The 13,473-nt window shown below is 31.6% G+C and carries 6 protein-coding genes; all 6 read left to right on the top strand.

Features of this window, described 5'->3' with window-relative positions:
- The first annotated feature begins 2 nt into the window (after window positions 1–2).
- From ACKTSW_RS10880 to ACKTSW_RS10855, 6 genes are read left to right on the top strand one after another with little or no spacing between them, the layout of a single operon-like run.
- Complete coding sequence (locus ACKTSW_RS10880; RefSeq protein ID WP_099215617.1) at window positions 3–293, top strand: PAAR domain-containing protein; 291 nt, start codon at window positions 3–5, stop codon at window positions 291–293.
- A 2-nt stretch (window positions 294–295) separates the two neighbouring features.
- Complete coding sequence (locus ACKTSW_RS10875; protein ID WP_408025289.1) at window positions 296–709, top strand: GPW/gp25 family protein; 414 nt, start codon at window positions 296–298, stop codon at window positions 707–709.
- Window positions 710–717: 8 nt separating this feature from the next.
- Window positions 718–3,894 (top strand): baseplate J/gp47 family protein, encoded by a 3,177-nt coding sequence (locus ACKTSW_RS10870; protein ID WP_408025288.1) that lies wholly within the window; start codon window positions 718–720, stop codon window positions 3,892–3,894.
- Entirely contained in the window at window positions 3,882–6,620 is a 2,739-nt protein-coding gene (locus tag ACKTSW_RS10865; RefSeq protein ID WP_408025287.1) for a hypothetical protein, read from the top strand. Before ACKTSW_RS10870 ends, ACKTSW_RS10865 begins: the two co-directional genes overlap by 13 nt.
- 45 nt (window positions 6,621–6,665) lie before the next feature.
- Window positions 6,666–11,783: a hypothetical protein gene (locus tag ACKTSW_RS10860; protein WP_408025286.1), complete on the top strand. Its 5,118-nt coding sequence runs from the start codon at window positions 6,666–6,668 to the stop codon at window positions 11,781–11,783.
- On the top strand, window positions 11,783–13,459 hold the full coding sequence (locus tag ACKTSW_RS10855; RefSeq protein ID WP_408025285.1) for a contractile injection system tape measure protein: 1,677 nt from the start codon (window positions 11,783–11,785) through the stop codon (window positions 13,457–13,459). Before ACKTSW_RS10860 ends, ACKTSW_RS10855 begins: the two co-directional genes overlap by 1 nt.
- The last annotated feature ends 14 nt before the right edge of the window (window positions 13,460–13,473 follow it).

Below are 13,473 nucleotides of genomic sequence, written 5' to 3'. Positions count from 1 at the left end.
AAATGGGAAATCCAGCAGCAAGAATAACAGACATGCATGTATGTCCGATGGTAACAGGAACGGTTCCTCACGTTGGAGGGCCAATTTTACCAGCAGGAGAACCTACCGTATTAATAGGAGGGTTACCAGCAGCTAGAGTAGGTGATATGGCTACTTGTACAGGACCACCAGATAGTATAGTGGCTGGATCAGGAACCGTGTTAATAGGAGGAATGCCAGCAGCAAGAATGGGAGATAGTACCTCGCATGGAGGAACTATTGTGCTAGGAGAAGCAACAGTTTTAATAGGATAACAATGGAAAATAAAAAAGCATTTTTAGGAATAGGTTGGGATTTTCCGCCAGAGTTTTCAAAAGATCTAAGTGAAGTCATTATGATTTCTGAAGAAGAAGACATTAAAAGTAGTTTAGAAATACTATTAACTACCAGATTAGGAGAACGTGTAATGCTACCTAACTATGGTTGTAATTTACAAGAGCTTCTTTTTGAAAAGTTAGATAGAACGCTAATAACCTATGCCAAAGACTTAATTGAAACAGCAATTTTATATCACGAACCAAGAATTGATGTGATTCGTATTGATGTTTCAGAAACAGATCCTTTAGAAGGAATGTTAGTTATAAAAATTGAATACAGAGTTAGAGCTACCAATAGTAGAACCAATGTGGTTTTCCCTTTTTATAAAGGAGAAGGAACCGATATAAATTAAGATATATCATGAGTAAAATCATTTCTAACATATTACAACGAAACGGAACAGGACAAGAGCTACGTTATATTGATGCGTTAAATCCTGAAAATTTCGAACTTCACGATTTTACTATAGAAGATTGGATTTTGTTTGCCTATAATTTTGCTAAAAAGCTAAATTATTTTCCTACAGAAAATCACGAAGTAGCTTCAGGAGATTGGCGACATTTTTTCAAAAAACTAACCACTGAAAATATTCCTTTTAGAGGAACAAGAGAGTACAATAAATTAAAAGAAAGTATTCAGGCAACTCTTGAGGGATATACCGAAGAAGGGAAATTAAGTCCGCACTTAACTTTATTCGTATGTTTTTTAAAGTTATTAGAACTCTCAAAAGAACAATTTAACAATTTAACCAAACGTCACTTAGACTTTTACTACAAAGAAATACTTCAAGTTCAAAAAAGAGAGCCAATCCCTGATCAAGCACATGTGATTTTTGAGCTAGCTAAAAAAATAACGGATGAACAAATAGAGGAAGGAACTTTATTAGATGCGAAAAAAGACAGTCTTGGTAACCCGTTAGTATACGAAACAGAAGAAGAGTTAATTGTCAATAAAGCATCAGTAGGAGCTATAAAAACAGTTTATAATAACAACACAGCAGAATTAAAAAAGATAAAAGCAAGTGAGGTAGCAAATACGAAAGATGGAATTGAAGAGGAATTACCAGAAGAGGCACCGTATTGGTATCCTTTTGGATATCCAGTAAGTGAAAAGAATGCTGCCGAGTTGCCAGATGCAGAACTTGGGTTTTCTATTGCTTCACCGATGTTGTGGTTACAAGAAGGAGAAAGAACTGTAACCGTTACAATTAAGTTTAAAAACAATTTTGAAGCATCATCTTTTGAGGTGAGTGATCTAATCCCAACCATTCAACTTTTTGGAAGTGGAAATGAAAAATGGATAATACCAACATTAACAGCAATTAACCATGTAAAAGAAGGTAATTTGGAAATTACCAACGAAGTAAGTTTTACATTCACATTAGGACTTGATTCAGAAGCGTTGGTAGCATATAATGAAGAGTTTTTACTTGAAAAATATAATACATCACATCCATTAATTCGTTTTGTTTTTGATGTTTCCAATACGAATGGATACGATTTTTATAGGTTGTTGGCAGGAAATACACTTGAAAAAGTAACTATAAAAACAAATGTTAAAGGAGTAAAATCAGCAACCGTTGAAAATGATAATGGAGCAGTAAGAACAAAAAAACCATTTCATCCTTTCACAACACGTCCTATTGAAGGATCGAATTTTAGTGTGGATTATAACGAAGCTTTTTCGAAAAAATGGAAAGATTTCAAAGTAAATCTTCGTTGGAAAAATACCCCAGAAGATTTTAAAGTATGGTATCAAGCATATGTGAAATCGTCAAGCTATACTTCAATTAATACATACAAAGCCCAACTTATTGAAGATATAAGTTCAAGAGAAATACTAGTTGAAGATGAGAACTATTTTAAGGTTACAAAAAGATTGTTACATGCTGCTGGAGAAACTAAAGAAACGATAGGGAAAATTGAAAATCTCTTTAAAAAGGAGGTTGATGAAGAGAGTGAAGATGTGTTTTATACTTCAGAGTTTAAGGTAGAAAACACAGGGAATAACTATGAAGTTGAAAAAGCTGGCCCTTTACAGTTAACGCTAGAGCAATCATTTTTACACGAGTTGTATCCTAAATTGTATGCTTTAGCGGTGAGTGCTGATGATAAAGATGTAAATCTTCCTAATGAACCCTATACCCCTTTAGTGGAATCTATTTCTATTGATTATACAGCAGAAGAGACCATAGTAATAGAAGAAATGGATTTAAAAGGAAATCGCATTCAATTGTTTCATGAACATCCTTTTGGGCAACACGAAGAAAACTATGCAGAGAAAAAGTATCTTCAAGAAGAAAAAGAAATTATAGACGTGTTTGATAAAGACACTATTCAAACTTTTTTAGTACCGAAATACTGTTTAGGAGGACATTTATTTTTAGGAATAGAAAACCTAGAACCTCAACAAAATTTGTCATTACTAGTTCAGGTTTTAGAAGGAAGTGAAAACCCGCTAGTAGAAAGTTTTGAAGAGAATGAAAAAATCCAATGGTCAATTCTTTGCAATAATAAATGGAAGACGCTAGAGAATAATATCATTGCAAACGATACGGATAATTTCTTAAAATCAGGGATTGTTAAATTCTCAATTCCTAAAGAAGCAACTACCAATAATACTTTATTACCATCAGGTTATACTTGGATTAGAGCTCAAATGCATAAATCATATGATACAGTATGTAAAGCAATTGGAGTTCATGCTCAAGCAGTATTGGCTACCTTCAAGAATAACGATAATGAGGTAAGTCATTTAAAAAACGGGTTGCCTAGTGAGACCATCAAAAAAATGGTGACACGCATTCCGCAAATAAAATCAGTTTCGCAGCCTTACAATGCATTTGGTGGAAGCACAGAAGAATCTGATGCTAATTTTTATAGAAGAATAAGCGAGCGATTACGTCACAAAAATAGGGCTATAACTTTGTGGGATTATGAACACTTAATCCTTCAAGAATTTCCAGAAATCTATAAAGTGAAGTGTTTAAATCATACTTCAGAAACAAGTTTTACTGCAGCTGGTCACGTTACTTTGATTGTGGTACCAGATACCGTAAATAAGAATGTATTTGACATTTACCAACCAAGGGTTAGCAAAGCTACCTTAAACAGGGTTACTACCTATATTAATTCATTAAACACCTTGCATGTAAATGCTGAAGTTATCAATCCTAATTATGAAGAAGTAACGATTGGGTTAGAAGTTAGTTTTCATGAAGGATATGATGAGAACTATTATAAGAATCAACTAAAAACCGATATCACGAAATTCCTATCACCTTGGGCGTTTGACGAAACCAAAGAAGTAACCTTTGGGATTACGTTACACAAAAGCATATTGATTGATTACTTAGAAAAACTGCCTTATGTAGATTATTTACAAAATGTAACCATGAATGGTGATGCTAAGGTGTATAAAATAGAACCAAGTGACCCAAAATCAATATTAGTTTCAGCAAAAGAACACAACGTAAGTACTGTATTAACTACCTGTAAAGGAACTAAAAAAATCATAGAACAAACATGTCAGCTATAAACGAACATATAAGTATTCCTAAGAATATATCCACCAAAGATGACTTAGATTTTTCTTTTTTAAGAAAAGAAGGAATCTCTTATTTGGAAACATTAGGGGGTAAGTTATGGACTGACTTCAATTCGCATGATCCAGGAGTTACTATTTTAGAAATGTTATGTTATGCCATCACCGATTTAGGTATGCGCATTAATACACCACTGGAAAATTTATTAGCATCTAAAGATTCCAATTTATCGCTGCAAGCACAATTTTACAAAGCTTCAGAAATTTTCCCAACCAAACCAGTTAATGAATTAGATTATAGAAAATTATTTATTGACTTAGAAGGTGTAAAAAACTGTTGGTTACGAATTTATGATAAACAGGTGTTTGTTGATTGTAAAAATAACAAACTAGGCTACAAGAAGTTTGAAGGGATTCTACCAGAATTTCAAAAAGATTTTAAGCTAAAAGGATTGTATTCGTTATTGGTTGATTTGGAAGAAGGCTATACAAAAGAACAGGTTTTTCCTCACATAAAAACTACCTATCATAAAAATAGAAACTTATGTGAAGATTTAATAGAAATAAAAGAAGTAGACACTCAACCGATTGCTATCTGTGCCAATGTTGATGTAATTCCTGAAGCAGACGAAGAATGGGTATATGCTAATATTTTATTCCAAATAGAAAACTACCTATCACCATCTTTAAAATTCTATTCAATTCAGCAAATGCTAGATAAAGGGTATACAACCAATGAGGTTTTTGATGGCCCTGTTTTAAAAAATGGATTTATTGATGTAAAAGAGTTGAAAAAAGCTGAGTTGAGAAAAGAAGTACGTCTTTCTGATGTGATGAAAATTATCATGAACATAGAAGGGGTAAAATTAATTAAAGATATCTCTGTAGGTTTTTGTGATGAAAATATTGCTCAAGAAAACAAATGGGTAGTTTGTATTGATCCTGATAAAAAACCTGTGTTATGTGAAAAGAGCACGTTTAATTTTAGTAAAGGTTTTCTTCCGCTAAACTTAAATTACAACAGAGTAGACGAGTATTTAAAACAGTTAAAAGAGGATGAGGTTGAATCGCAACAAATAACAGATGAAGACAAAGTTTTATCGTTACCGAAAGGAAGTTCTATAGAAGCTAACGAGTACACCACTATTCAAAATGATTTCCCAGATACATATGGGATTGGTCAAGAAGGGTTAGCTGTTCACGTTACCGATGAAAGAAAAGCAAAAGCGAAACAATTAAAAGCCTATTTAACATTTTTCGATCAAATCTTAGCGAGCTATTTTAAGCATTTATCAGAAGTAAGAACCTTACTTTCAGTTAGTGGACAAGAAACGCGTACTTTTTTTACACAAGCTGTTAAAGACATTAAAGACTTTGACGAACTCGTTAGTGAATATCCACAGTCAAATGATGATGAATTAACAAAGCTATTATTCAATCAGTTTGATAATAATATAGAGCGAAGAAACTCCATTTTAGACCATTTATTAGCGCGTTTTGCAGAACGATTTGGAGAGTACACATTTATTATGAAAGCCCTTTTTGGAACAGCTACTGATGAAATCGTATTGTCAAACAAAGAAGCTTTTTTAAAGGATTACAAAGTGATAAGTAGTGAAAGAGGACTTGCTTTTAATTATTACAAACAAACCCAAGAGAACTTATGGAATACTAGCAATGTATCTGGATTTCAAAAGCGAGTAGCACGTTTAATGGGAATTGCTAATGAAAAGCGAAGACATTTAACAGAAACCAATGTAGAAATATACGAACTAACAAACAGTGATGACCAAACAGTGTATAGATGGAGGTTGAGAGATAATGAAGGAAACATACTATTATCTGCTACTGAAAATTATGCGAAAGTAGCTTTCGCTATTGAAGAATTATATTTTGCGGTATTACAGGTTGTACAAACAAAAGAAAAAGATATAGAAAAAGCTTTTCAGAGTGAAATTGTAGACGAGATGCAAGTAGGGTTTATAAGAATTCATAAATCTACCCCCTCTAAACCATCGATTCCTGTTAAATATTCTTTCGATGTAATTGACCCAGAGCAACCAGTTAGTAGTTCCAATTATATCATAGCCAAACAGTACAAATATTATGCTAATATCAATGATTTGAAAGAGGCATTATTAGAGGTGATTTCTTTTCTAAAAAAAGACTTTACTGAAGAAGGAATGTTTTTAGTAGAGCATATGCTATTGCGTCCAGATGTTACCGATAATGAAGCAGAAAATTTCTTACCTATTTGTGCAAAAGACTGTGAAGATTGCGGAACTATCGATCCTTATTCTTATAGAGTTAGCATTGTTTTACCAGGGTATACTTATCGTTTTTCAAATCCAGATTTTAGACGCTATATGGAAGATGTTATCAGACAAGAACTTCCAGCACATATATTACCTAGAATATGTTGGGTAGGAGAGCGAAAAGGAATTGTGCCTGATAATGAAAATGACTTGTTACAGTTCGAAAACTCTTATAAAGAGTACCTGTTCGCTAAAACAAATCTAGAGCAAGAACAACCAACAGAAAATGGTGAATTACAAAATTTAATACACGCAATGCATCAGCTAAATACAATTTATCCGGTAGGAAGATTAACTGATTGTAGTGCAGAGGATGAAGCCCTAGACGGAAGAATCATTTTAAATCAATCCAGTATAGGAAGCATTGGAGCAGAAAAAGAAAATAATAACGAAGAAAACTCATAAAAATAGTACGTGTTTATTTATTAACACAGCCAAAACATAATACGTATGGAAACGACTAACCTAAAACTAAAAGAAATTACAACTGAATATAGTAAGTTTAATGCCAATCAAGTATTAACAGAAACACAATTAAACACATTTATTGATTATTTCGATGATCAAAACCGTTTATCGAGGTTAGGTTTGAGTGGTGTTGGTCTGGTTTGTGGTTTTAAAGTAACTCCTCAGTTTACTATAGATAAAGCTGCTGTTACAAGTATTGAAATAACGCAAGGAACTTCAGTAACTACTGATGGAGATTTAGTTCAGTTTTTTGATTTAATAGAAGAAAACCTATCATCAAAAACATTTTCATTCTATAAAAAGTTTGAAGACACTGATGGTAATTATGAGCGTTTTAAAGATTCTCAAGAAAAACAGTACAATTTATGGGAATTGCATACGGAAGAAGATGAGTCGTATACACCTTTGGTTGAGTTTCCTGAAATACAAAAAATGGCTGTTTTGTTGTACTTAGAGCAGTACTCGAATGAAGATGAATTGTGTAGTAAGTTGACATGCGATAATCAAGGTATTGAACAAATTAATAAGCTAAGAGTATTACTTATTAGCATTGAAGATTTAGAAGCAATTGCAACAAAAGACTCTATATTTTTAAAGCACAATTGGTATAAGATTAATAACGAATTACCTATTGTAGAAGCAAAAAGGGTGGTATTAAATGAAAATAACACACAAACATTTACAGAATTAAAAGCACAGTTTGACAATGTAGTTAAAGATGAAAGTATTAGTGTAGATCTAATAAAAGGATTTGATACAATATTCTCAAAACTTCAAAAACCTTCAATAACTACTAAAATAAAATCATTATTTAGTTTTAGCTCTTTAGCTGTTCCTCTAGATTTTCAGTACCGATATGATGTTATAAAAGACTTGGTAGATACTTACAATGAGATTAAAGAACTACTTCTTCACATAAATGTAAACTGTTGTCCAAACATAGGTGCTTTTCCAAAGCACATCATGTTGGGAAAATTGAAGCAAACAGAAGATTATCCAGAATTACGTCATCTATTTTACAAATCAACAATTGTAGGTCATGAAAATGAAAACTTTCAAAAACTACAGTTGTTAATTGATAGAGCAATAGCTATTGCAAGTAATTACATTGGGAAAGCAAAATCTGAAGAAGTTATTATCACGCCATCACAAGCACATACTCCTTTAAGCGATAAAGCAATTCCTTTTTATTACAATGTTTCTTCACAGTTTTTAAAGAATTGGGACTTTAACAAAACAAAAAATTACAGAGCAAATCAAAACTTAAGCTATCATAAAGAAAATCTTTCTAACTCCTTAGCAATTCAAAAACCATTATCATACAATATTGATAAAAATGATTTTTACAGAATTGAAGGACATCAAGGAAAAATGTATAGAGATGCCTTAGCAAAAATCTTAAAACTTAAAAAAGATAACGGATTGAGCTTTGATGTTAAAACGCTTTCTATCAATGCTACTGAACAAACTATTAATATAAATAATTACGAGTGTGAGTTTGAAGACTTAAAAATGTTGTTGAATGCATGGAGAGCAGAACAGAATTGTATTTTATCTGAGGTGAGTAAAACATTTTCAGCATTCAAATTAACCAATCCAAAAGTTAATACAGTTGTTGATGAATTTATTCCATTAAAAGATAAAGGTATTATTATTGAAAAAGGAGATGTTATTGATGCTGTTTCGTTAGATAAAGAAGTAACGAGTAGAATGGACATACTTTCAAAGACAGTCAATACCTCAGAAGAAAATATTTATAAATACGATGTTACTTACGATAAAAATTACACAAACTTATTTGACAAAGAAAATATAGTTAAAGAGAGTTTAACAAAAGAAGACGATTCGCTAGGAACTTTAATAGAAAAAGTATTTGATAAAAATAAAGATGGATCTGCTAGTGATATTATTGTAGAACTTAATAAAGAAACTGAAGCTATAAAGGAAAAAGAAGTCTGGAAAGAAGAGCCTACGCTTAGTGACTTCATTTTAACAGACCTTACTGAAACCTTGGTACATGCATATATCTTAGATACTAAAGTGCCATTATACATAAGAGATATAGATAATCTTGTGTTAACAAGTTATAAGCTAACTATAGCAGAGTTATGTAAAAAAGTAAAAAAATTACAAGCAAAGTATAACAGCACTTCATTAGATCTATCAACTAAACAAATTTTAGGATTATTAATTAACCAACTATCAATTGTTTGTTGTTCAGGTAAAAAGTTAGAAACACTACTTGCCGAAATAGATAAGAGAAAGAAAAAAATATTAGAAAGAATACAACTTTCAGAATTTGTAAAGCAACATCCGGGGCTTCAACATAAAGCGGGGGTTATTCCAGGAGGAACTTTTGTAATGGTGTATGTTACCGAAAATGCAGCTGATAAAAATACATTTGATGATGTAGTGTTAGATGTTGTATTTAAAAATCAACCTACCATTTTAGAAACTGAAATCGGAATCAAAGATGAGTTCATAGACTCAAAAGATTTTCTGTTTAGTAAAAGTGAAATACTATATAAAAATGGAGGAGCAATTAAATTATGGGATACAAGCTCAAGTATTAATTTTTCATTTGTAGATAGAAGTTACTTTAACCTAGAAGATAGATTGTTTTTTGAACAAGATGTTGTTTTGGTTGGAAAAACATTAGCAGAAACAGTAAGTAATTTTACAGCATTCTTAAATAGAACTTGGTTTAGAGCGGGTGTTTCTAAAATTCTTAGCGCAGAAGAAACAACTATGTATAAAGATGGGTCTGTAGGAATGCGCATTACTATTAAAGATCATTTAGTACCCAAAGGCGAATACTTTTTCCAAATCTATAACCCTGTTGTTTTAGAAACTACCAAACGATTGTATTTCGACGAAAATGAAGTGATTAGTGAAAACGAAACATTAAAAAACACAGTAGTAGCAGATTTTTCTTTACCCTATATGTGTTGTTCAGACTGTGCACCAGTAAATTTCATAATCCCTAAAGAACCACCGTTTTTAAGCTTACCAGTAAGTACTATTTGCTTGCAAAAAGATACTGTAATTGAACCTTTAATTTTTACCGTGAGACCAGTAGATGGAGAAGTAAAAGCAATTGCTCCTGAAGGAGTAACATCAGGAGTATTTAAAGATACAGAAGACGAAAAATGGAAAATAGATATTACTAAAATAGACAAAAGCTTATTAGGTAAACCTATGAAGTTTACAGTAAACGATGAACCTACCGATTGTGAACTCACGGTATATCCAGCATTAGAATTGGTAGTAGATGTAGAACAACCTATAGAATATAATGATGATAAATCGCAAGCAAGAGTAACCTATGTGTTGCATTGGAAAGATGCTGATTTTGTCAATGCTGATTTTTTTACCAGTATTAAGTATTCTTGGGACTTTATAGGAGATGGTACGAAAGTAGAACGTACTCCAGTAAACAATAAAGTTTTCCAAAATTACACATTACCAATTGATGATGTTAACAATGAAATACATCCTTCATTAGAAATTTCATTAGGTCCGTGTAAGAAAGTGATAGCTATTAGTTCTATAGTTTTTGATACACTAACACCATCAGAATTAGCCATTCAGCCATCATATTGTATAGATCTCACCATAGAAAAAGTAGCTAGAATTCCATTTACCGGTGTAAAAGGAGTTATAACGATGGTAGGAGGAGCTATTAAAGGTGTTACAATTGAAAATAATGAATTAGTTATTGATGCAGCTGTTTTTGAGAATTATGATCAAATAATTGAGTTTTTAGAAGATGGCCAAACAACAAATGCTAGAATTACCATTCACGAAGTGAAACAAATAAGTATTCGTGAACAAAGTGAATCGAGATTCATATGGAAAGATGGACAGTTGCTCTATGAAGCTGCTTTCGAAGCAGTACTTCCTGAAGGAGTAAAACCTGATGGATTGAAGTACCAATGGGGTGTAAATGAAATAGAAGCTACTACCGAGTTATTTAACCCTCAATTATTAGTTAAAGAAGGAGTAGAGAATTCTTATACAATAACATTAACTATAACTGATGGTGGAGGATGTACTTCAAGTGCAGAGTTTGTTAAAGAGATTCTGTTCCCTGATTTCACCATAAGCTTAGACGATACTACATTTTGTTTAAATGATAAATTATCACATCCTGTAATGGTTAGACCACAGTTTGAAGGAGTACAGTTAACAGGAGGAAATGTTAAGTTGAATGCAGAAACTAATTTGTGGGAATTTGTCCCTATAAACTCAGGACTAACAGGCTCAGGTACTGTAAGTATTGGTATTGTTGGAACATTTGTTACGCAAACTGTAAGCTTAATCACAACACCTCAAGCGAATTTTACACATAGTTTTGATGAAACAACAAGAATATTATCACTAACAAACACATCAGAGATAGGAAAAGAATACTTATGGGTTATCAATGGAGTTGAAAGGGAACCACAAGTAAATAGAGTTACAATTACCGAAGATTTAAGCAATTTTGATGGAAGCACTGTAGAAGTATCCTTGTCGGTTGTAAGTACTTGTGGCACGAATACTAAGAAAGAAGTTATTGATATTAATAATACACAAGACAAAACATGTGAGGATATCACTAAAGATAGTGTATTAAAAGACTTTGAATTGCTAAGTAGAAAAGACGCTAACTTGGGAACAGTAATAAGTACCAATGTGGTTATACCTACCAATGATATTTATGAGGAAATTGTAAAAGATGAAAGTAACTCTTATTTAAGTGGAGAAAAGAACAATCAATTACCAGTTGTTTTTCCAGACCTTTTAAGAAACACATCAGTACTACTTGTAAAAGATATAGAGAACAGAACCTTACTAATAAAATATTATAAGGCTCAAGTAAAACTATTCTTTAATATACTTCATTGTCAAGAGCAAACAGTTTTGGAAACAGATGAGAATCACGGGAACATTTCAGAATTGATAGATGTTATTAATAATGATTTTATAATGTTTAAAGAAGTTCAGATAAAAATAGCAGATGAGGCTTTTCTACAGTTTTTAAAAATATACGCTACTGAAATTCAAGCAGCATACATTTCTAAGTTGATTAATGAAAAATTAATACAAAACTTATAATGCTAGAGAAAGAACATAGTATTCAAAAAGTATTTGTTGAGGTAAATACAAAAAGTAAAAAGATAGCTGATGAGTATAAAAACTCGATAGAGAACTTTTTACAGGAAGAGGTATTTCCTGAAATTGAAAAATATTTTAGCTCTCAAGAAATTGAGAATGAAGAATTTATTCAACAAGTAGAAAGTTTGAATATTGAAGTTAATGTATCAAACAATAATAAAACTATAAATTTTAGTAGTGCAAAACAAGAAATTAAAGAACGCATAGTAAAAAAACTAAAAGCAGTTTTTAGAAATCCAGAATTGCATGAAGTAGCTATTAATACAGTTCCGGTTATACAATCTAAAACAGATTCCTTTTTTCATTTTTTACAATATGGAACAACCGCATGGTGGAATCAAAACGAAGAAAAAAGCTTAACCAAAAAGGTGTTGTTTGAAATTACTGAGAGCTCAAATTTCGAGGAGAGATTTTTAAGAAGTTTAAGTAATCCTATTCAAAAGAAGCGATTAATTCAGCAATTTAAAGAAGATGAACTTCAACTTTTATTTCTAGGTGTTTTTGATAAACCAACAGGGTATGTAGAGTTTTTATCATCTCTCAAAGAGATAAGATTCTTGTCATATAAAACAGAAAATAAAGTATGGGAAATCTTTATTAACGCTATACTTAGTAAAGATTTTTCGAGAGTAATAGGAGAGGTTCAAGAGGTAATAAAGATTTCAAAAAGAGAAGATTCTTCAAAAAACGACCAAAAGAAATTAACAAAGTTTTTAAAATTATTGACTTCAAAAAGCACACTGTTTGTTAATCAATTTAATATTGAAAGACCTAAAGGTAGTGAAGTTAAAAGTAAGAAGAGAAGCGATGAAATTACTAATGAAAAATTTATCGAGAGAAAAGAAGAAAGAGTTAGTACAAATGAAGACTCAACTTTAGAGGAAAAAGAAATAAATCGTTTTGGTTTAACTAATGAGGTTGAAGAAGCAAAGAGTTCAAGCAAAAAAGGTGTTTTAAAAGAAGAGGCATCAAAAAATGAAAATAAAAGTACTTATAAGAGTATAGAAAGAAGTTTAATAGAAGAAAAGACACTTAAAGAGCAAGAGAGAGCAGATTATCAAAAGAGGCATCAAGAAGCCTTGAAAAATGCATTTTCACAAGAAAAAGAGATAGTTAGTGAATCTAAATCTCATATTGTTAAAAATGCAGGGTTAATACTGTTACACCCTTTTTTAAAACAGTTTTTTTATTCATGTGGCTTTCTTGATAAAGAAAACCAAATCATCAAGCCTAATGAAGCTGTTCACTTACTACATTACCTAGCAACTAAAAAAGAACAACAGTTTGAAAACAATTTAATTTTTGAAAAATTTTTGTGTAACCTACCAATACAAAGTTCTATTGAAAGAAATATAGTATTGAGTGATGAACTTAAAGAAAAATCAGAAGAACTGTTAAGAGCAGTACTTCAAAAATGGGACGTATTGAAGAACTCTTCCACAAATCTTGTTAGAAATGAGTTTATTCAGAGAGAAGGAAAGTTAGACTTAACAAAAGATCAACCAAAAATTACTATAGAGAGCAAGACACAAGATATTTTATTACAAAAGTTAAACTGGAATATTTCAATAGTAAAACTACCTTGGATAAAATCAATTGTAATGGTTGAATGGTAGTGATTTTGAAACAA

The sequence above is a fragment of the Tenacibaculum sediminilitoris genome (assembly GCF_964513795.1).
GTDB classification, from domain to species: Bacteria; Bacteroidota; Bacteroidia; order Flavobacteriales; family Flavobacteriaceae; genus Polaribacter; species Polaribacter sediminilitoris.
This window is presented reverse-complemented; position numbering and strand designations above follow the sequence as displayed.